At 60.9% G+C, this 19,379-nt stretch carries 20 protein-coding genes; 10 read left to right on the plus strand and 10 right to left on the minus strand.

Features of this window, described 5'->3' with window-relative positions:
- Positions 1-22 precede the first annotated feature (22 nt).
- Complete coding sequence (locus ASE80_RS07325; protein WP_056858323.1) at positions 23-925, minus strand: DMT family transporter; 903 nt, start codon at positions 923-925, stop codon at positions 23-25.
- Positions 926-1,062: 137 nt separating this feature from the next.
- On the opposite strand from ASE80_RS07325, the gene ASE80_RS07330 reads away from it, so the two are divergent.
- Positions 1,063-1,938: a helix-turn-helix domain-containing protein gene (locus ASE80_RS07330; protein WP_056858324.1), complete on the plus strand. Its 876-nt coding sequence runs from the start codon at positions 1,063-1,065 to the stop codon at positions 1,936-1,938.
- Here the strand turns inward: ASE80_RS07330 and ASE80_RS07335 are convergent.
- The 7 genes from ASE80_RS07335 to ASE80_RS07365 all read right to left on the minus strand — a co-directional run bounded on the left by ASE80_RS07335 (position 1,935) and on the right by ASE80_RS07365 (position 11,776).
- Complete coding sequence (locus ASE80_RS07335) at positions 1,935-4,430, minus strand: LuxR C-terminal-related transcriptional regulator (RefSeq protein ID WP_056858325.1); 2,496 nt, start codon at positions 4,428-4,430, stop codon at positions 1,935-1,937. The two genes, ASE80_RS07330 and ASE80_RS07335, sit on opposite strands and share 4 nt — an antisense overlap.
- A 240-nt stretch (positions 4,431-4,670) precedes the next feature.
- A complete protein-coding gene (locus ASE80_RS07340; RefSeq protein ID WP_056858326.1) occupies positions 4,671-6,029 on the minus strand; it encodes a DUF1329 domain-containing protein in 1,359 nt (452 codons plus the stop codon).
- A gap of 26 nt (positions 6,030-6,055) precedes the next feature.
- The gene (locus tag ASE80_RS07345; protein WP_056858327.1) at positions 6,056-7,846 is read right to left on the minus strand and encodes a DUF1302 domain-containing protein; all 1,791 of its coding nucleotides are present in this window, start codon (positions 7,844-7,846) and stop codon (positions 6,056-6,058) included.
- 482 nt (positions 7,847-8,328) lie between these two features.
- Entirely contained in the window at positions 8,329-9,240 is a 912-nt protein-coding gene (locus tag ASE80_RS07350) for an SDR family oxidoreductase (protein ID WP_056858328.1), read from the minus strand.
- 118 nt (positions 9,241-9,358) lie between these two features.
- Entirely contained in the window at positions 9,359-10,261 is a 903-nt protein-coding gene (locus ASE80_RS07355) for an alpha/beta fold hydrolase (protein WP_056858329.1), read from the minus strand.
- Positions 10,261-11,043, minus strand: a complete 783-nt coding sequence (locus tag ASE80_RS07360; RefSeq protein ID WP_017135082.1) for a class II aldolase/adducin family protein — start codon at positions 11,041-11,043, stop codon at positions 10,261-10,263. Before ASE80_RS07360 ends, ASE80_RS07355 begins: the two co-directional genes overlap by 1 nt.
- A 277-nt stretch (positions 11,044-11,320) precedes the next feature.
- The gene (locus tag ASE80_RS07365; protein ID WP_056858330.1) at positions 11,321-11,776 is read right to left on the minus strand and encodes a flavodoxin; all 456 of its coding nucleotides are present in this window, start codon (positions 11,774-11,776) and stop codon (positions 11,321-11,323) included.
- A gap of 129 nt (positions 11,777-11,905) precedes the next feature.
- On the opposite strand from ASE80_RS07365, the gene ASE80_RS07370 reads away from it, so the two are divergent.
- Positions 11,906-12,373, plus strand: a complete 468-nt coding sequence (locus ASE80_RS07370) for a PAS domain-containing protein (RefSeq protein WP_056858331.1) — start codon at positions 11,906-11,908, stop codon at positions 12,371-12,373.
- A 58-nt stretch (positions 12,374-12,431) separates the two neighbouring features.
- Positions 12,432-13,037, plus strand: a complete 606-nt coding sequence (locus tag ASE80_RS07375; RefSeq protein WP_056858332.1) for a hypothetical protein — start codon at positions 12,432-12,434, stop codon at positions 13,035-13,037.
- Positions 13,038-13,039: 2 nt separating this feature from the next.
- Here the strand turns inward: ASE80_RS07375 and ASE80_RS07380 are convergent, their stop codons facing one another.
- Complete coding sequence (locus ASE80_RS07380; RefSeq protein WP_056858333.1) at positions 13,040-13,999, minus strand: MerR family transcriptional regulator; 960 nt, start codon at positions 13,997-13,999, stop codon at positions 13,040-13,042.
- A 211-nt stretch (positions 14,000-14,210) separates the two neighbouring features.
- On the opposite strand from ASE80_RS07380, the gene ASE80_RS07385 reads away from it, so the two are divergent.
- Genes ASE80_RS07385 through ASE80_RS07410 form a run of 6 tightly spaced genes read left to right on the plus strand, consistent with a single transcriptional unit; the run spans position 14,211 to position 17,138 of the window.
- Positions 14,211-14,768, plus strand: coding sequence for a hypothetical protein (locus tag ASE80_RS07385; RefSeq protein ID WP_056858334.1), 558 nt, complete (start codon positions 14,211-14,213; stop codon positions 14,766-14,768).
- Positions 14,769-14,825: 57 nt separating this feature from the next.
- A complete protein-coding gene (gene folM / locus ASE80_RS07390) occupies positions 14,826-15,536 on the plus strand; it encodes a dihydromonapterin reductase (protein ID WP_056858335.1) in 711 nt (236 codons plus the stop codon).
- Positions 15,537-15,556: 20 nt separating this feature from the next.
- Positions 15,557-16,117, plus strand: coding sequence for a GTP cyclohydrolase I FolE (gene folE, locus ASE80_RS07395; RefSeq protein WP_056858336.1), 561 nt, complete (start codon positions 15,557-15,559; stop codon positions 16,115-16,117).
- Positions 16,118-16,119: 2 nt separating this feature from the next.
- Positions 16,120-16,491, plus strand: a complete 372-nt coding sequence (gene folX, locus ASE80_RS07400) for a dihydroneopterin triphosphate 2'-epimerase (protein WP_017135091.1) — start codon at positions 16,120-16,122, stop codon at positions 16,489-16,491.
- A gap of 16 nt (positions 16,492-16,507) precedes the next feature.
- A complete protein-coding gene (locus tag ASE80_RS07405) occupies positions 16,508-16,804 on the plus strand; it encodes a DUF1244 domain-containing protein (protein WP_017135092.1) in 297 nt (98 codons plus the stop codon).
- Positions 16,797-17,138, plus strand: coding sequence for a HopJ type III effector protein (locus ASE80_RS07410; RefSeq protein WP_056858337.1), 342 nt, complete (start codon positions 16,797-16,799; stop codon positions 17,136-17,138). The genes ASE80_RS07405 and ASE80_RS07410 overlap by 8 nt, the downstream gene beginning before the upstream one ends.
- A gap of 181 nt (positions 17,139-17,319) precedes the next feature.
- On the opposite strand, the gene trxB is transcribed toward ASE80_RS07410, so the two are convergent.
- On the minus strand, positions 17,320-18,282 hold the full coding sequence (trxB, locus tag ASE80_RS07415) for a thioredoxin-disulfide reductase (RefSeq protein WP_010206474.1): 963 nt from the start codon (positions 18,280-18,282) through the stop codon (positions 17,320-17,322).
- Positions 18,283-18,574: 292 nt separating this feature from the next.
- Here trxB and cysZ point away from each other — a divergent pair, with 292 nt between their 5' ends.
- The gene (gene cysZ / locus ASE80_RS07420; protein WP_056858338.1) at positions 18,575-19,339 is read left to right on the plus strand and encodes a sulfate transporter CysZ; all 765 of its coding nucleotides are present in this window, start codon (positions 18,575-18,577) and stop codon (positions 19,337-19,339) included.
- Positions 19,340-19,379 lie beyond the last annotated feature (40 nt).

Genomic DNA, 19,379 nt, shown 5'->3' on the forward strand with positions numbered 1-19,379 from the left:
CGCAGGCAAGCCAGCTCCCACATTAGATAGCCTTAGCCTGTAAGACTGGGTGAACCGACCGAGGCTTTCTGAACACCAACACATTCCCCAACATCACCAGCACCAGCCCCATCAGCGCCGGGGCGGTCCACTGGTAACCCTCGGCAAACGCCGACACGTTCAACGCCACCACCGGAAACAACACCGTGCAATACGCCGCCCGCTCCGGCCCCATGCGCCCAACCAGGGTGAGGTAGGCGGTAAAGCCGATCACCGACCCTGGAATCACCAGGTACCACAACGCGCCGATATACCGCGCACTCCAGTCCATGTCGAAGGGAATGCCGCGTACCGCGCAGTAAGTCGCCAGCATCGCGGCGCCGTAGGCCATGCCCCACGCATTGGTAGTCAGCGGCTTGAGCCCGGCCTTCTGTTGCAGGCTCGACAACATATTGCCCGCCGAGAAACACAGGGTCCCCAGCAATGCCAGGCCCAGGCCGAGCAAGGTCTGCGGGCTGGCGGTGTGCCCTGCCAGTTCCGGCCAGAACAGAAAGCCCAGCCCCAGCAACCCCAGCGCGCCGCCCATCAACACGTTGCGCGCTACGCGTTGGCCAAAAAACACCCGGGCATTGAGGGCGTTCCACAACGTGGCGGTGGAAAACACGACGGCCACCAGACCGCTCGGGATCCATTGGCTGGCAGTCAGGAAGCACATGAAGTTGACGCAGAACAGGCACAGCCCCTGCGCCAGGCAGATCAGATGCCCGCGCCGGTTCATCACCTGCAACTTGCGGCTGAGCAGCAACAGCGCAAACAGCAGCAGCGCCGCCAAACCAAAGCGGTAGACGATCGACACGGGAATCGCCACCACACCCAATTGCCACTTGAGGGCGATCCAGGTGGTGCCCCAGATCAGCACGGTGAGTAAATACAGGAAAAGGTTCATAGCGGGCTCCGTCGGTTGAGCCACAGTGTCCCTTGCCGGCCAGCCGGCGCTCTTGCACATTCTTGCGCTTTTGTCGGGCGCAGGGATCACAGCCATCACTGGCGGGAGTAGGATGCAAGGCGTCGGAGAGCACAACCATGCCTGATCTGGAATCCCTGCAAGTCTTTCAAGCCCTTAACCGCTCGCCCAACGCACGCCTGGAAGCCTGCGCCGAGCTCGGTGACGGCTTGTCTGCGGCCTTGTGGAGCAACCATCACGATTCACAGGATTACCAGGCACCGACCCATCACACCTTGTCCTGCTACATCGGCGGCGGCACCGGCACGTTTCGGCGCGATCAGCCAGGCACCAAGGGCGGCCCGGACAAACTCTGCATCCTGCCCGCCGAGCACCAGTCGGCCTGGGTGATCAACGGAGAGATTCGCCTGGCCCACGTGTATTTCAGCCCGGAGCAATTTGCCCTCGGTTGCGTCACGCTGCTTGACCGCGAGCCGCGCGAATTGCAATTGCGTGAAAGCACCTTCCTCGAAGACGCCAGCCAGGCCCAACGCTTCCACCAACTGATCGCCCTCAACTGGCAGGAGCCCGCCGAGCGCCTGCTGACCAGCAGCCTGGCCCACGAGATGCTCAGCCACACCTTGCTCAGCCAAGTCGGCGCACGCGACGGCCTGCGCTTGAAAGGCGGGTTGGCGGCACATCAGCGCCGGCTGCTGGTGGAATTTATCGACCACCACCTGGAAGACCCGATCAGCCTCGGGCAACTGGCCGGCATGTGCGCGCTGTCGGAATACCATTTTGCGCGGATGTTCCGCCAAAGCTTCGGCCTGCCGCCCCACCAGTACCTGTTGGCGCGTCGCCTGGCGCGTGCGCAAGCCTTGCTGCGTGGCGGCGCCCTGCCCCTTGGCGAAATTGCCTGGCGGTGTGGCTTCTCCAGCGCCAGCCACTTTACCCACCGTTTTCGCCAGGCCATGGGCGCCACGCCCGGGGAATACCGCCAGGCGTTCTGCGCCTAGACCATCAAGCCCAATGTCTTGGCCTTGGCCACCGCTTGGGTGCGCCGCTCGACGCCAAGCTTGCTGTGGATGCGCCGCGCGTGGGTCTTGACGGTGTGCAGCGAGATAAACAGCCGGTCGGCGATTTCCAGGTTGGAGTTGCCTTGGGCGATCAGCTGCAGCACTTCCAGTTCGCGTTGGCTCAGCGGGTTTTCCACCACGCCGCTGGGCGCCGCCGGGGTTTCCAGGCCCAGCTCACTCAATAGCCCCGGCGCACGCAAACGCAGCTCGCGAATCGCCTGCTGCACCTGGCAGCGCTGCGCCAGTTCCAACCCGGTTTGCAGGGCGCGCCGGGCCACGGCCGAGTCGCCCAACTGCCAGGCCACTTCGCCCAACACCAAATGCAGTTCGGTTTCCAGGCAGAGCATGCCGCGTTGCTGGGTGGTGTCGAGCAAGGCATACAGGCGTTCCATGGGCTGAACGGCCACACCCAGCTTCACTTCGGCCAACACCAGCAGGTACTCCAGCCGTGGAATCAGCTCCAGCGTAGCCGGCGGTGCCTGCCGGGCCTGTGGCCCACGGAAGTGGCGCAGCACCCGGCGTACTGCCTCCACAGTCAGTTCGGCACGGCCCTGCTGCAACCAGAAGTGCCCACTGACCAACAGCAGCACCGCGCGGTAGACCGAGTCCGGCACATGGCGCTGCTGCATCAAGCGCTCCGCTTCGCGCAGTTGGGCAAACGCCTGGGCATAATCGCCATGGTTGGCCGCCAGCAACGCCAGGCCGAGAAACCCGTAGAGCACGCGCTTGTCCTGGCTGTGCAGGCACAGGCTCAAACCGGTCTCGAAACATTCACCGGCGAGCGTGTCCTGGCCTTGGCGCAGCGCCAGATGCCCGCGCCGCAGGGCGATGCGTCCCACCAGTGGCCCGGCCTTGAGGCGCTGGCACGCCAGCATCGCCTGCACATTTTCCAGCAGGCTTTGCGCTCGATACGGTGCGCCGCGCTGCTCCAACAACTGGGCGTGATCCAGCTCCAGCAATGCCTCCAGCACCAATGAACCATGGGCACGCGCCAGGCACAGCGCCTCGCGGTTCAAGGCCTGGCTGACGTCCAACTCGCCGCGCAGCAAGGCTTGCTGGGTCAGGCCCGACAGGCACATCAGCCGGGAAGTCCAGGCGCTGTCGGGCAACGCTTGCAAAGCCTCCAGAAAATGCTCGCGGGAGCGCTCGGCATCGCCATTGAGGTGCAACAACCAGCCCCATTGCGCCTGCCAGCGCGCCAATAAGTGCCGCTGTTTCGCCGCCGTCGGCTGCGGTGCAAACCGGGCCAGTTGGTCGATGCACACACCCGCTTGCTCAAAGCGCCCGGCGAACAGTAATGCGGCCGTCACCAGCCCCACCAGTTGCGCCGAGCCCAGCATCAATTCATCGCCATGCTGCTCATGCAGGCGCAGCAGCAGTTGCGCATTCTGCTGACGGAACAGGTCTTCAAAACTGAAGTGCTGCAACAGGCTCACCGCCACCTCAAACGCTTCGGCCAGCAAGGCCTGCTCAAACGCAGCTTGCCAGTCGCACTCGGTGGTAAACCATTGGCAGGCGCGCCGATGCCAGGAGCGCTTGGCCGGCCAGGGTTCATCGCGCAGCAAGCGTGCGAGCGGCGGGAATACCTGCAGCCAATCGGCGGTGTCTTCCCAGGGCTGGATAAACGCGCCCAAAGCCTGCAATTCCCGCAGGTAGTGGTCGCCGTCGCCAGCGCCGAACAGGTGCTCGCACAGGCTCGGGTTGAAACGCGGCAGGTGCGCCAATACCCGCCAGGCCTCAGCCAACTCTACCGGCAAGGTGCGCAGCAGTTCGTGTTGCAGGTAGTCGAGCAAGGTCTTGTCCGGGTGACCATCACCCAACAAGGCGATACGCACCCCGGCGCACCAGCCGCCGCTGAACTGCATCACGCTGTCGAGACTTTGCTCGGGGCCGAGCAATTGCTGGACCTGCGCCGGGCTGAAGTTCAGCTCACTGCACGTCAACAGTTCATCGTCGAGCAACAGCCGCGGCCAGTTGCACGCCGGGCGCCGCCGCGCCCCCAGCCACCAGGTCAGCGCCGGGCTGGCGACACTGAGCAGGCGGTCGAGCAAAGCATCCAGCTCGGGCGCGGGCAGGCGGCAGTAATCATCGAGGAACAACCACGCCGTGGGCTGCCAGCGGCTGAGGTCGAGCAACAAGGTGGCTTCATCGAAAAATGTCAGGCCCAGGTTGTGCGCCAAGCGCCGGCACAACTCATCGGGGCTCAAGGCCGCGCCATTGAGTGGCAGCCAATAAACCTGGCAACCCTTGGGCGCCTGCAAGGCACACTCGGCCAATAGCGCACTTTTGCCACTGCCGCCCGGCGCGCACAGCAACTTCACCCTTACGGTTGCTGCGAGCAACGGCTCGGTCAATTGCGGCCGTAACAGGTGATGGGCGGACAGCCGTGGCATGAATCCAGGACGGTCCAGGCAGCGGGTCATGGCAGTCATTGCTGCATCCTGCGTTTTTATTGTTATGCAACCTGACGCCACCCTAGTCCTGTGGTTGGCGGTTGTTGAAGAAGTATTCAGCGGGGTGATTGAAGGCCATGCGTAAAACTAAATGTGGGAGCTGGCTTGTGTGGGAGCTGGCTTGCCTGCGATGCAGACACCTCGGTCTCACAGCCATACAGAGGTGATGCTATCGCAGGCAAGCCAGCTCCCACAGGTTGATTGCATTTCAAATGGAGATCAGCGAACGCCCTCGGACCGCAACGCCGCTGGCGTGTAATCCGCCGCCTTGGCCGCGAAGCCGAACACGAAACTGTGCTTTTCCTCATTCTTCATACCGAGGGCGATGTAGCGCCCGGCGATGATGTCGTACAGGGTTTCCACGGTGTAGGCCGGCACCTGGTGGTCGTAGTAGAACTGCGCATGGCCTTCAGCAACGCGCCACAGTTGGCCACGCCCGTCGTAGTGATCCACCAGTGCGACCTGCCAGCTGTCTTCGTCGATGTACATGTGGCGCTTGGCGTAGATGTGCCGCTCGCTTGGCTTGACCGTGCCAACCACTTCCCACACGCGGTGCAGCTCGTAGCGGGTGAGGTCCTGGTTAATGTGCCCGGCCTTGATGATGTCGTCGTACTTGAGGGTCGGCGAATCGAGCTTGTAGCTGTTGTAGGGGATGTACATCTCTTTTTTGCCGACCAGTTTCCAGTCGTAGCGGTCGGGCGCGCCGGAGAACATGTCGAAGTTGTCGGTGGTGCGCAGGCCGTCGGAGGCGGTGCCCGGGCCGTCATACGAGACTTGCGGTGCACGGCGCACGCGGCGTTGACCGGCGTTGTAGATCCAGGCCAGGCGTGGCTCCTTCACCTGGTCGAGGGTTTCGTGCACCAGCAGCACGTTGCCCGCCAGGCGTGCGGGCGCCGTCACCGACTGCTTGAAGAAGCTCAGCACGTTGGCCGCCTTGGCCGCGTCGATGTCCGGGATGGCTTGCGGCACCGCCACTTCTTCTTCGAAGCGGATCGGCGTGTAGCTGCCATTCGTTTGCGGGGTGGCCTGGGTGATGATGCGCTTGAGGTTCCCGCCGTGGTAACGGGTGATGTGGTTCCACAGCACTTCCACGCCATTTTTCGGGATCGGGAACGCGTAGTAACGGTTGCCGGTGAAGTTTTCCAGGCCGTTACCGTCGTTGATCGCGTGCACGTTCAGCGCGCTGCGCTTGATCGACTCGTAGATATCCGGCGGCAGGTTGACCGTGCGATGGCTCGGGTACACCGGGATCTTGTAGGTTTCGGGGTAACGCTTGAACATCGCCACCTGGCCGTCGGAAAGCTTGTCTTTGTACTTGTCGACCGTGGCGGCGGTGATCACGAACAGCGGTTTTTCATTGGCGAACGGGTCGGCCAGAAAGCCTTTGCTGTCCACCGCGCCGGCATTTTTCGGGATGCCGCCGGTCCAGGCCGGGATCGAGCCGTCGGCGTTGCCGGCTTTTTCGGCGCCGACCGGCGTCAGGGTCGTGCCGAGCTTGGCGGCCTCTTCGGGCGAGACGGCGGCCATAACGTGGGCGGCCAGTACACTCAGGGCCATCACTGCAAATAGCTTACGCATAGGTTGTTGTCCTTCCTTAAACCAAGTCAGAAGTTCACGCCGAAGCTGAGGGCGATAAAGTCGCGGTCGGTGAGGGTGTTGTAGTCACCGCCAAAAAAGTCGGTGTAGCTCAGGCTCGCGGTGTAGGTGTTGCGGTAGTCCGCATCCACGCCGACGCTGATCGCCTTGGCGCCTTCGTTGAAAATGCCGTTGGGGCCGTAGCCGCTGACGTCATGGGACCAGGACAGGTTGGGCTTGAGGTTCACCCCGGCGAACACGTTGTTGTAGTCGAGGATCGCGCGGGCGCGGTAACCCCAGGAGTTGGCGGTGACGAAGCCGTCGGTATCGCCGCCAAACCCATAGGCGCCATACACCGAATCGCGGCCGTAGCGCAGTTTGGTCTTGGCTTCCAGCCCGCCGACGTGCACAAAGGCCGCCTCGCCCACCAGCGTCAGGCGTTCGGCCCCCAGCACCTGGTCGAAGAATTGGGTCATGGTGCTCTGGATCTGGGTGATTTCCTTGCGGCGGTAGCCTGAGTTGTCGGAGCCGAACGAACTGCGGATCGGCGAGGCGGTTTGGCCGGCAATCGGGTTAACCAACGCCAGGGTCAGGTCGGTAGTGTTGAGTTGCACCGGCGCATTCGGCCGGTAGCTGATTTCGCCGGTCCAGGCCGTGCCGGTGGGCAAGGTGGTGGAAAAGCTGGCGCCGTAGAGGCGGATGTCTTCCGGGTAATCGAGGTAATACTGGCCACGCCCGAGCATGGTGCTCTGGGCCAGGCCCGAGCCACTGCCGGGCGCGATGGCGTTGGCAGTGCTGACGATACGGCCGATGGTGGCCAGGTTGGTGTTGGCGGTGATCGTGCCCACGGTGGGCGTGCGGCTGTGGTAGTTCATGAAGTAGAGGCCGTACTCGGTGTCATCGCCGAGCCAGCGCAACGCCGCGCCGAATTGGCCACCATCGCGCGCTTCGCGGTCGTTGGCGCGCTGCACCACCACGCCTTCGCGGGTCACCTGAAAGCCCTGGCCAAACGCTGCGGCCACCGGTTGCAACGGCGCAATCGCCGGGCTGCCGACCGTGTAGTTGCCGTTGCAGCCGTGGGCCACCACGTCGTTACCGAAGAAGGTACCGCAGTTATCCACCACGGTGTTTTCCCAGTTGAGTTGGTAGAAACCTTCTACCGACAGCTGGTTGGTGAGGCTTTGGGACGCGAACAACATGTTGACCGGAATCAGGCCTTCCTTGATCTCGGCGCCCGGACGGCGGAACGCCGAGACGTCGATGGGGTTGATGCTGTTGATCGAGTTACCGATAAACGTACTTTCGCCCCAGCTCACCACCTGTTTGCCGACCCGTACGGCGCCCGGCAAATCGCCGATGGAATAGTTGTGGTACACGAAGGCATCCAGCAACTCATAGCCGGACGAGCGCGCGCCTTCGTCGCGGTGGTTGTTGCTGATTTGCTTGAACTCGCGGTTTTCGTCCTGCAGTTCGAAGTCGTACCAGTACTTGCCGCGCACAAAGATGCCGCTGTCGCCGTACTTGAGCTCCAGGTCGTGAATGCCCTTGAAGATCTTGGAGAAGGTCTCGCCTTTCTTGAAGTTCAGCCGCCCGTCATCACCGGTGGACGCCTGCCCCGTGCCGCCGTTGGGAATGCCCACCAGCTTCTTGTCGGCATCGCGCATGCCCCAGCTGGCGCCGACCGACAGCGAGGAATCGAATTGCCCTTCGATCTCGCCGATGTTGAATGAAACAGCCTGTGCCTGGGCGCAACAGCCCAGCGCAACTGCCGTGGCCAGCGCCTGTGGCGTGAAGATGGCGCGCATTGTTGTTTTTGTCATGCGTCTTCCCCGGTGAGTGACAGAAGGCCCCACCCTACTGCCGCCCCTCGGGAGCGATAAGCGCACCAAAGGGGTATTCGGGGCGTCGCTCGAAAGGATGAACAGGCGCTCTGGCCGCGGTTTGCACGCCGCCATGGATCAGGCAGATGGGGGATTATCAGGAGGATGGATAGCGCGCAGGCGATCATTACTGAAATTGCAACAGTCCTTGTCCTGAACTGCTATTACTCATCTTGTTACAACCGACTATTCTTAACGCACTTTCAGGGCGAATGGCCCGCTTGGGTAAATCCAGGAAAAGTCTGATTCCAATAGATTGGCCTAATTTTTCAATCTATTACCGCTGTTCACTGACGTTGATTTGTCGCTCCTTGATCCAACGTCTTACTTCGGCCGCTGCGTTTGCAGCGGCCTTTTTTATGCCCAAAATAAAACGGGGCGCTTTTAGCGCCCCGTAGCATTCAACGGTGTTCAAGCAACGATCAGAGGCTGAACTTCTGTAAATTGGCCATCATCTCTTTCAACGCTTCGATGTTGTCCTTGGGGTGCGCGGCGCCTTCGAAGTCGCAGATCTGCGCCCAGTGCGCGGCCACATCGTCGGGTGAGAAGCCGGCCTCAGGGTCAAACCCCACGCCCAGGCTGCGTTCCCAGCGGGTCTTGCCGATCCAGCCGCCACCGACTTCAAATAACCCCGAGGTGTCCTGGCACGCCTCGCTGCCCAGGTACACCACCAACGGGCTGACCAGTTCCGGCTTGAGGCGCTCGAAGACCTGCGGCGGGATCAGGCCTTCGGTCATGCGCGTGGCGCCGGTGGGGGCGATGGCGTTGACCAGGATGTTGTTCTTGCGCCCTTCCAGCGCCAGGGTACGGGTCAAACCATAGAGGCCCAGCTTGGCCATGCCGTAGTTGGACTGGCCGAAGTTGCCATAGATACCCGAGGTGGACGCGGTAAAGATCACGCGGCCATAACCCTGCTCGCGCATGTGCGGCCAGGCGGCGCGGGTAACTTTGTAAGCGCCTTCGACATGCACGCGGTACACCAGGTCCCAATCACTGTCGTCCATTTTGTGGAAGGTCTTGTCACGCAGGATGCCGGCGTTGTTGACCACCACGTCGACACGGCCGAACACGTCGAGGGCGTGCTGGACGATCTTGTCACCATCGGTTACGGAGTCATGGTTGGCCTCGGCAATACCGCCGGCCTCACGAATCTCAGCCACTACACGGTCGGCGGCCGAGGCATTGGCGCCTTCGCCCTGGGCCGAACCGCCGAGGTCGTTGACCAGCACTTTGGCCCCGTGCCTGGCAAACAGCAGCGCATGGGCACGGCCCAACCCGCCGCCGGCACCGGTGACGATCACGACCTTATCCTGGAACTGCACTGACTCACTCATACCGAACTCCGTTGGCGACAATGGCAATGGGCTGAGTGTCACGCAGGCAGCCTTTGGTCACAATAAATACGGCCGAGGCTGAATGGTGCTCAATAAGGCAGGGGGATGATTGCCCGGCTCAGGAATAGGCCAAACGCGGTGCCGGCTGACCGATGCGTTCCCGAAACGCCAGGTAATGCTTGAGCACCAGCACCGGCGCTTCGATCTGCGGGTAATGGCCGATATTGGCCAGCGACACCGAGTCGGCATTGGGCACCAACTGGTGATAACGCTCCACCATATGCGCACCGGAAATGGGATCGACCTCGCCGTCGATCACCCGCAGCGGCACCTCTTCGCGTTGCATCGCCGCCACCCAACGTTCACGCATACGTCGGCGCTGGGGAATGTAAGCAATCAACTTATGCAGGATACGCGGGCCATCATGGCAGTTGAGCAGGCTCCAGAAGTCATCCAGTGCACTTTCACTGGGCCGCGTGTTCGGGCCGAAAATCTGGCTGAAACTGTCCGACAAGGCATTGCGCCCAAAAGCGCGGCCGATCATCCAGCCGAGTGGGCTGAGCAAGAGTTTCTGCACCAGCGCCGGGCGATGGGTCTCGGGAAACAGCCCACCATTGAGGAACACGCAACTGGCCATCCGAAAGCGGCCGTCGTAGTGGCGCGCCAGTAATTCCTGGGCCACGCTGTCACCATAGTCATGGGCCAACACATGCACCGGCCGCTCCACGCGCAAGTGTTCGAGCAGCGCCTGTTGCAGGTCCGCCTGCTCCAGCAGGCAATAATCGTGGTTCAGCGGCTTGGCCGAATCGCCAAACCCGAGCATGTCGCAGGCGATCACCAAGTTGCGCTGGGCCAGGGGCTGCCACAGGTAATGCCAGTCCCAACTGGCGGTGGGAAAGCCATGAATCAACAGCAACGGCTCGCCCTGCCCCGCCACCCAGTAACGGATCACGTGGCCACGAAAGAGAAATTCCTGACTACGTTTGCGCCAGGCTCTGAGCGGTATCTCGGCGAGTGGCATCAGCTTTTATACCCGGGATCTTGCAGGTCCAATTTACGCAACAGCGCCGGCCACGCCAGTGCACCGCCCATACCTTGGGCGCTCTTTGTGACAACTGCCACCATCGCCTTGGCCCCCGCCAGAATCTGCGGCTCGATGGCAATCAATTCGGCGCCGCCGTTTTGCGCCAGTACCTGGATGTCGCACGCGCGCTGGAAGGTGAACATCATTAAAAACGTGTCGGCGATCGAGCCGGCGCAGGTCAACAGGCCGTGGTTGTGCAGCATGAGGAAATTGTTGTCGCCCAGGTCTGCCTGCAAGCGGGCTTTTTCTTCAGGGTTGAGCGCCACGCCTTCATAGGCGTGATAGGCCAGGCTGGACAAGACAAAGGTGGATTGCTGGCTGATCGGCAGCACGCCCTGTTTCTGCGCCGATACCGCAACGCCCGCGGCGGTGTGGGTATGCAGCACACAGACCACGTCGTGGCGCACTTCATGGATGGCACTGTGGATGGTGTAGCCGGCGGGGTTGATCTCGTAGGGGCTGTCCATCAGCTTGTTGCCGGCCTGATCGACCTTGACCAGGCTCGACGCCGTTATCTCATGGAACATCAAGCCATAAGGGTTGATCAGGAAGTCATCGGTGCCCGGCACCTTGGCGGAGATATGCGTGAAGATCAGGTCATCCCAGCCATGCAGCGCCACCAGGCGATAGCAGGCCGCCAGGTCGACGCGGGTCTGCCATTCGGCAGCGCTGACCTGGTCTTTGACATTCTGTGGCGATAGAACAGGGGCTAGGCTCACGGCAACAACCTCCTTGGTTCGTGTTCTTATTATTTTTCTGGATGAGGGGCCAGTCTAGTCAGACGCCGTGACGCAAGGAGTTGCCTTGGCAGCCAGCTTGATGACTGAGCGAGTCAGTCATGAGAATAGTACAAGTGGTGTCAGAGAAGTGCCGCCAATAAAGGCGCGGCAAACAGGTTGAGCAAGCCCGTGAGCACGAGCCAGAACACCGGCATCCGCTTGCCCTGGGGCATTGCCTTTATCTGGCATGACGGCGCCTGGCTGCGTGAGTTCCCGGTCAAGCGCGCAGCGCAGTGACCAATTCGGCCAGCCAGGGCTCGGCGTCGGCTTCCGGGGTCACGCTTTCGCTGGCGTCCAGGCGCAGCATCGGCAGCACTTCGCGCACGCCCAGCTCACCGAACAGTTCGCGCATTTGCTCGCCGCCACCGCAGAACGTGTCGCCATAGCTGGCGTCGCCCAGGCCGATCACCGCACCGGGCAGGCCGCGCCAGGCGGCTGGCAGTTGGTCGCGAATAGTCGAATACAGCGGTTGCAGGTTATCCGGCAGTTCGCCCATGCCGGTGGTCGATGTGACCGCCAGGAACGCCTCGGGGGCAAAGGCCTGCACGTCGGCCAGGGTGGCGCGTGAGTTGTGCCAGGCTTCAAAACCGGCCGCATTGAGGATATCGGCGGCGTGGCGAGCGACTTCTTCAGCCGTGCCGTAGACCGAGCCGGAAAGGATGGCGACTTTCATCAATCTGATCCTGTGGTTGAGCGAAAGCGTGGGATATTAGCAGCTGACGCAACTATTTCAGCGCACACCGTGCGACATTCAAAAGTTGCCATAGAATTCAGACTTTAAAAACATGCGATGGACTGCTCAATGATCAACGCCAAACTGATGCAACTGGTGATTAACGCTTCTAACGACGGCATCGTCGTCGCCGAACGTGAAGGCCAGGACAAGCCGCTGATCTACGTGAACCCGGCGTTCGAGCGCATGACCGGTTACACCCTGGACGAGATCCTGTATCAGGACTGCCGCTTCCTGCAGTCGGGTGACCGTGACCAGCCTGCTCTGATGGCCATTCGTGAAGCCCTCGACAGCGGGGGTGCCTGCCGGGAGATCCTGCGCAATTACCGTAAGGACGGCACGCACTTCTGGAATGAGCTGTCGCTTTCCACGGTTTACAACGAGGCCGACAAGCAAACATATTTTGTCGGTGTGCAAAAAGACGTCACGGCTCAGGTGAAGGCGCAGCAACGCGTCGCCCAGTTGGAAGCGCAAGTGGCCGAGCTTAAAGATGAGCTGGCAGCACTGAAGACGACGAGCGGAAATAACAAAGTGTAAAAAATGCGGCCGTTAGGGCGATAATGGCTTTTTAATGCCTCCTCCTTGAGCTACATCAATGCACCGCGACGCTCTATTGACGCAGGACGAGCTGGATTTTATCCAGGACATGCAGCACAACCCGCAGCTCAACCTGCGGGATGCCTGGTCGAGCCTGACAGTAAATGGCGGTGCGCAGATTCGCGATTTGCTCACGCGGCTGGCGGCGCACGACCATGTCACCATCCAGGCGCAGTTCGATAACCAGCAACTGACCTTCCCGCTGCACCTGGTGGAAGACGAGTTTCATGCGGTGCATCTGCGCCTGGGCGTGCCGAGCATTTTTGAAGACGGGCCGATGATCCGCCCATGGCGCCTGGCCCTTGAAGCCCCCGTGGCGTTGGAAAACGTGCGGGGCAACCCTGCTGCGCTATGGGTGCATGAAGTGTCATTCAAGGGTGTGCTGGTGGAGATTCGTGGGCGGGTCAAACCGCCGAAAACCTTTTCCCTGTGGTTCAGCCCGTCCGGTTACGAGCGTATTGCCTTGCGCGGCACGCTGGAACGGGAAACCGCGCGCGGCCTGTTCGCTTATCGCTTGAGCCAGAGTGACGCGGATGAGATCGAACGGCTACGCCAGTTCATTCTGCATCAGCACCGGTTGGTCCACCCGCACGTACACGCCTGAAATCAGCTATCCAGGCTGCCTGCGAGAAACTGCTGCAAGCGGCTCTGCATCTGGCGCCCTTCGCTGCCTAGGCAGCCGATGGGCGAGCCGGCCAGGTCCTGCTCGGCCAGGTCCGCTGCGGCACCGGCCAGCAACAGCGGGCAATCCAGTGTCAGCGCCAGGCGACTCAGGCGCGCTGCCAGTTCATGGTTGTGCGCATGGTTGGAGAAAATCACCAGCGCCTGGGGACGGATCTTTTCACACACCAGTGTCAGTTCATCAAACGGCTGGCCCATGCCCAGCACTTTAACCGGCGTGTTCTCGTGGCTGAGCATCAGCGCCGCCACCAGCAGTTCCAATTTACGGCATTCGCCCGGCATGGCCGCCAGTAACACCCGCGGCGCCAGAGAGCTGCTCGCGAGTCTTAAGCGCTCAAAGGTATGCATGCGCAGGAAGGTGTCGTAAAAAAGCCATTCACTGGCCTGGCCGAAACGGCCCTGGTGGCGCAGCAGGTCACCCCACAGCGGCATAAAGATGTCCTGGAATGCCACGCTCAGTGGGTAGGTCGCAAAAACCTGGCCATAAAGGCTCTCCAACTGGCGGTCGTCAAAGGCGCTGATCGCCTGCAGCAACCGCGCCCGCCACTGTGACCACTCATGTTCGTCGGCGCCATTGCCCTCGGCATGAAGCGCCACAGCCTGTAGATCGTCGCGTGCGAGGATCTTGCCGACCTTGCTGACGGCCACGCCACGCTCAATCCAATCGAGAATGCGATTGACGGTCACAATATCGGCACTGGAATAGAGCCGATGCCCGCTTTCGGTGCGTGTTGGCTGGATCAGGCCATAGCGACGCTCCCAGGCACGCAGGGTGACCGGGTTGACACCTGTCATTCTCGAGACATCACGAATCGGGTACAGCTCGTCCGGGTCAGCGATGTGAGCCTGGGCCATTTCGCGAGTTTGAGCAGTTATTTCAGGCATCAGAGGTCAGAAACATCCATCTAAGTGTGGATCCCATTTAACGCTTTTAGACTTGTCTTTTTCAAGGGCGCCCCTGTCAGACCAATGTCACTGGCGTATTTTTTAAAAACAGGAATAATCCTTGCCTGTTTTTTGGTGATGACCTTACCCGGTCGCCACCTGTGTGCGCCGCCTACCCGGCTCAGCGCACTTGATTACTTGGAGATACACAATGTCTACCTCTCCCGTCACCTTGATGGTTGCGCGCCGCGTGGCCAAAGGGCGCTATGAAGAATTGATGGCCTGGCTGCGCGAAGGCGAGCAATTGGCCACTGACTTCCCCGGCTACCTGGGTTCCGGCGTGCTTGCGCCGCCGCCCCATGATGATGAGTTTCAGATCATCTTCCGCTTCGCCGATGAAAAAACCCTGCATGCCTGGGAGTTCTCCGCCTCGCGCAGCGCCTGGCTAAGCCGTGGCAGCGAACTGTTTGCCGACCCGTCCGAGCATCGCGTCAGTGGCATCGACGGCTGGTTCGGTGCCGTGGGCGCACGACCACCGCGCTGGAAACAGGCAGTGGCGATCTGGCTGGCATTTTTCCCGGTGTCGCTGTTGTTCAACGCAGGCCTTGGGCCGCTGCTCAGCGAGCTGGACATGTTTCCGCGTGTGCTGGTCAGTACCCTGGCACTCACGCCGTTGATGGTGTACTTCTTTATTCCGCTCTCGACCCATCTGCTCGCGAGTTGGTTGCATCCAACGCCCACGCCCAAGGCTACCGAAGCCGCTGCGTGAGTACAGGGGCGGCCGGTCGCTGGTATAGTTTCAGCCTGCCAGCGACTCGAGTCTCCCATGACGGTTACCAACGCCCCGATCCTGATCACCGGTGCCGGCCAGCGTGTCGGCCTGTATTGCGCCGAGCGCCTGCTGGACGAAGGCCACAGGGTGATTTTCAGCTACCGCAGCCAACGCCCGGGCGTTGAGGCCTTGCGTGAGCGTGGTGCGCTCGGCGTGTTTGCCGACTTCTCCACTGAGGCCGGGATTCTGGCCTTTATCGCCGAGCTGAAAACCCATACCGACAGCCTGCGTGCGATCATTCACAACGCGTCGGCGTGGGTTGCGGAAACGCCCGGCGACGAAAGCCGCGCCTTCACCGATATGTTCAGCGTGCACATGCTTGCGCCGTACCTGATCAACCTGCATTGTTCACCTTTGCTGCAACGCTCGACACCGGCCGATATCGTGCATATCAGCGATGACGTGGTGCGCAAGGGCAGCCGCCAGCACATCGCCTACTGCGCCACCAAGGCCGGCCTCGACAGCCTTACACTGTCGTTTGCCGCGCAGTTCGCGCCGCTGATCAAGGTCAACGGCATTGCGCCGGCGATGGTGATGTTCAACGCGGGCGACGATGCGGCGTACCGAACCAAGGTGCTGGCCAAGTCGGCGCTGGGCATCGAGCCTGGGCCTGATGTGATCTACCAGAGTGTGCGTTACCTGCTGGACAACCCGTATGTCACCGGAACCACCCTGACCGTCAACGGCGGGCGGCATATCAAGTAAGCCGTTTGTGAGGATGTTGTATGACCTTGTCCCTGCCCCAACACTACCGCGAGATCCTCAAAGGCCTGGGCGAAGACCCGGAGCGCGAAGGCTTGCTCGACACCCCCAAGCGCGCCGCCAAGGCCATGCAGTACCTGTGTCATGGCTATGAGCAAAACCTGGAAACCATCGTCAACGGCGCCTTGTTCGCCTCCGATAACGACGAGATGGTGATCCTCAAGGACATCGAGCTGTATTCGCTGTGCGAACACCATTTGCTCCCCTTTATCGGCAAGGCCCACGTGGCCTATATACCGACCGGCAAGGTGCTGGGCCTGTCGAAGCTGGCGCGCATTGTCGACATGTACGCGCGGCGCCTGCAGATCCAGGAAAACCTCACGCGGCAGATCGCCGACGCGATCCAGCAGGTCACCCAGGCCGCAGGCGTGGCGGTGGTGATCGAAGCCAAGCACATGTGCATGATGATGCGCGGCGTGGAAAAACAAAATTCAACCATGAACACCTCGGTGATGCTCGGCGCGTTCCGCGAGTCGAACACCACGCGCATGGAGTTCCTGCAACTGATCGGACGGAGCAAGTAGCAATGCCACAACTTCAACCAGGCATGGCGCGCATCCGGGTCAAGGACCTGTGCCTGCGCACCTTTATTGGCATCAATGAAGATGAGATCAACAACAAGCAGGATGTGCTGATCAACCTGACCATCCTGTATGCCGCACAGGAAGCTGTGCGCGACAATGACATCGACCACGCGCTGAATTACCGCACCATCACCAAGGCGATCATTGCCCACGTCGAAGGCAATCGCTTTGCGCTGCTCGAACGTCTGACGCAAGAGTTGCTGGACCTGGTGATGAGCAATGAGTCAGTGCTGTATGCCGAAGTCGAAGTGGACAAGCCCCATGCGCTGCGCTTTGCCGAGTCGGTGTCGATTACCCTGGCGGCCAGCCGCTGATAGTTAAGTGAGCCCTATGAACGATCAACAACGCCTCGAACTCGAAGCCGCCGCCTTTCGCCGGCTGGTGGCCCACCTGGACAGCCGCAAGGATGTGCAGAACATCGACCTGATGAACCTCTCGGGCTTTTGCCGCAACTGCTTGTCCAAGTGGTACAAGGCCGAGGCCGACGAGCGCCACATCGAACTGAGCCTCGATGACGCCCGTGAAGTGGTGTACGGCATGCCGTACGCCGAGTGGAAAGCCCAATACCAGCAAGAAGCCAGCGCCGACCAACAGGCGGCGTTCGCCAAAGGAAAACCCCATGACTGATCTGAACACCCTGCGTGCCAGCCTCAACAGCGGCGAACATGTTTTTGCCGACACCCTGGCTTTTGTGGCTGCCGGTTACGACTACCAGCCGCAGGCTTTTACCAATGGCGGCGTAGAAAATGCTGCTGGTCAGAACGAAGGTTCGTGCAAGACCTTGGGCTTGGCGCTGCTGGAAGGCTTGAGCGATCAGGAAGCGTTGCTGGCGTTTGGTGAGCATTACCGTTCGGTGGTCGCGACGCCTGAGGGCAGTGATCACGGCAATATTCGGGCGTTGATTGCGCATGGTTTGGCCGGTGTGAAATTCACCGCACAACCCCTGACCCGTAAACCCTGAGACAGATACAAATCAAAATGTGGGAGCGGGCTTGCTCGCGAAAGCGGTGTATCAGAAAAATATTCTGTAACTGACACTCCGCATTCGCGAGCAAGCCCGCTCCCACATTTGATCTCTGTTGCCCCTAAACCCCTGGCATAAAAAAACCGACCTCTCGGCCGGTTTTTTCATTTCAACGGGTTTAGAACGAAGCGTCCTTCAAACCGTCGAGGTAACGCTCGGCGTCCAGCGCCGCCATGCAACCGGCGCCGGCCGAGGTGATGGCCTGGCGGTACACGTGGTCAGCCACGTCACCGGCGGCGAAGATACCTTCGATGTTGGTCGCAGTGGCGTTGCCTTCACGGCCGCCTTGCACAACCAGGTAGCCGTCTTTGGCTTCGAGCACGCCTTCGAACAGCGAAGTGTTCGGGGTGTGGCCGATGGCGATGAACACGCCGTCGACTTTCAGCTCGTCGAAGCTGCCGTCGTTGTTTTTCAGGCGGGCACCGGTCACGCCCATATTGTCGCCCAGGACTTCGTCCAGGGTGGCGTTGAGCTTGAGGATGATCTTGCCTTCAGCCACACGGGCGTGCAGCTTGTCGATCAGGATCTTCTCCGCGCGGAAAGTCTCACGGCGGTGAACCAGGGTCACGGTGCTGGCGATGTTGGCCAGGTACAGCGCCTCTTCCACGGCAGTGTTGCCGCCACCGACCACAGCCACCGGCTTGTTGCGGTAGAAGAAACCGTCGCAGGTCGCGCAGGCGGAGACGCCTTTGCCCATGAACGCTTCTTCCGATGGCAGGCCCAGGTAACGGGCGCTGGCGCCGGTGGCGATGATCAGCGCGTCACAGGTGTAGACACCGCTGTCGCCGGTCAGGCTGTAAGGCTTTTTCGAGAAGTCGACCTGGTTGATGTGGTCGAAAACGATCTCGGTTTCAAAGCGCTCGGCGTGCTCTTTCATACGTTCCATCAACACCGGGCCGGTCAGGCCGTGCACATCGCCCGGCCAGTTGTCGACTTCAGTGGTGGTGGTCAACTGACCGCCCGCCTGCATGCCGGTAATCAGCAGCGGCTTGAGGTTGGCCCGGGCAGCGTAGACGGCAGCGCTGTAACCGGCAGGGCCGGAACCGAGAATAATCACTCGCGAATGACGGGTATCAGACATGACTCACTCCTATCGACCGCCCGGACTACAAGGCAGCTGGAATAAAAAAGGACCGCGAAGCACTTGGGGAAGGCTTGAACTCGCAGGCCCTGAAAATAATGGGTGCAGCGTATAGAGGGGGGCAAGATTAAGGAAATACGGAATAACAATCCAGCTCATAGGTGGTCTCTATGCAGTCGACGCGGCTAATCGACACCCTGCTTGCCCAGTTGTTACCGCTGATGTCGCCGCTTTCGCCGAACAAGCAAAGCCGGTAAGGTCGGCGCGTTCGTCTTCCTGCTCGGAGTTCTCCATGCCCGCCCCTGCTCTTTCTGGCCCGCAATACCTGCGTGAAGGCCTCAAACTGGTGTTGAGCCCTGGCCTGCGCCTGTTTGTGCTACTGCCGTTGGCGATCAACCTGGTGCTGTTCGTCGGTTTGATCTATTTCGCCGGCCATCAGTTCAGCCTGTGGGTCGACACCTTGATGCCAACGCTACCCGGTTGGCTGAGTTTCCTCAGTTACATCCTGTGGCCCTTGTTTGTGGTACTGGTGGTGTTGATGGTGTTTTTCACCTTCACCATGCTGGCCAATATCATTGCCGCGCCGTTTAACGGTTTTCTCTCGGAGAAAGTCGAGGTGGTGGTGCGCGGCACCGATGACTTCCCCGCCTTCAGCTGGGGCGAGTTGATTGCCATGGTCCCGCGCACCCTGGCGCGGGAAATGCGCAAACTGGGTTACTTCCTGCCACGCGCCATCGGCCTGTTTATCCTGTCGTTCATTCCGGTGGTCAACCTGATCGCCGCGCCGCTGTGGCTGCTGTTCGGCGTGTGGATGATGGCGATCCAGTACATCGACTACCCGGCGGATAACCACAAGCTGGGCTGGAAGGAGATGCTCGCGTGGCTGCGCCAGAAACGCTGGCAGAGCATGAGCTTTGGCGGCATTGTTTATCTGGTGCTGCTGGTGCCGGTGGTCAACCTGCTGATGATGCCGGCTGCAGTGGCCGGGGCGACATTGTTCTGGGTGCGTGAGCAAGGCGCCGAGGCGATGGCACGACAGGCGATAGCAAAGTCATAAATCCATCATCCTAGCGTCACAATGACGACATGGCCCACGG

It is taken from the genome of Pseudomonas sp. Leaf15 (genome assembly GCF_001421425.1).
Lineage (GTDB): Bacteria > Pseudomonadota > Gammaproteobacteria > Pseudomonadales > Pseudomonadaceae > Aquipseudomonas > Aquipseudomonas salomonii.

Coding starts and splice junctions, on each gene's coding strand:
- cysZ (WP_056858338.1), top strand. CDS start 18,575: ATGCCCGCCCCTGCTCTTTCTGGCCCGCAATACCTGCGTGAAGGCCTC.
- trxB (WP_010206474.1), bottom strand. CDS start 18,282: ATGTCTGATACCCGTCATTCGCGAGTGATTATTCTCGGTTCCGGCCCT.
- ASE80_RS07405 (WP_017135092.1), top strand. CDS start 16,508: ATGAACGATCAACAACGCCTCGAACTCGAAGCCGCCGCCTTTCGCCGG.
- ASE80_RS07350 (WP_056858328.1), bottom strand. CDS start 9,240: ATGAGTGAGTCAGTGCAGTTCCAGGATAAGGTCGTGATCGTCACCGGT.
- ASE80_RS07330 (WP_056858324.1), top strand. CDS start 1,063: ATGCCTGATCTGGAATCCCTGCAAGTCTTTCAAGCCCTTAACCGCTCG.
- ASE80_RS07385 (WP_056858334.1), top strand. CDS start 14,211: ATGTCTACCTCTCCCGTCACCTTGATGGTTGCGCGCCGCGTGGCCAAA.
- ASE80_RS07340 (WP_056858326.1), bottom strand. CDS start 6,029: ATGCGTAAGCTATTTGCAGTGATGGCCCTGAGTGTACTGGCCGCCCAC.
- ASE80_RS07410 (WP_056858337.1), top strand. CDS start 16,797: ATGACTGATCTGAACACCCTGCGTGCCAGCCTCAACAGCGGCGAACAT.
- ASE80_RS07335 (WP_056858325.1), bottom strand. CDS start 4,430: ATGACTGCCATGACCCGCTGCCTGGACCGTCCTGGATTCATGCCACGG.
- folE (WP_056858336.1), top strand. CDS start 15,557: ATGACCTTGTCCCTGCCCCAACACTACCGCGAGATCCTCAAAGGCCTG.
- folX (WP_017135091.1), top strand. CDS start 16,120: ATGCCACAACTTCAACCAGGCATGGCGCGCATCCGGGTCAAGGACCTG.
- ASE80_RS07375 (WP_056858332.1), top strand. CDS start 12,432: ATGCACCGCGACGCTCTATTGACGCAGGACGAGCTGGATTTTATCCAG.
- folM (WP_056858335.1), top strand. CDS start 14,826: ATGACGGTTACCAACGCCCCGATCCTGATCACCGGTGCCGGCCAGCGT.
- ASE80_RS07365 (WP_056858330.1), bottom strand. CDS start 11,776: ATGAAAGTCGCCATCCTTTCCGGCTCGGTCTACGGCACGGCTGAAGAA.
- ASE80_RS07325 (WP_056858323.1), bottom strand. CDS start 925: ATGAACCTTTTCCTGTATTTACTCACCGTGCTGATCTGGGGCACCACC.
- ASE80_RS07380 (WP_056858333.1), bottom strand. CDS start 13,999: ATGCCTGAAATAACTGCTCAAACTCGCGAAATGGCCCAGGCTCACATC.
- ASE80_RS07355 (WP_056858329.1), bottom strand. CDS start 10,261: ATGCCACTCGCCGAGATACCGCTCAGAGCCTGGCGCAAACGTAGTCAG.
- ASE80_RS07345 (WP_056858327.1), bottom strand. CDS start 7,846: ATGACAAAAACAACAATGCGCGCCATCTTCACGCCACAGGCGCTGGCC.
- ASE80_RS07370 (WP_056858331.1), top strand. CDS start 11,906: ATGATCAACGCCAAACTGATGCAACTGGTGATTAACGCTTCTAACGAC.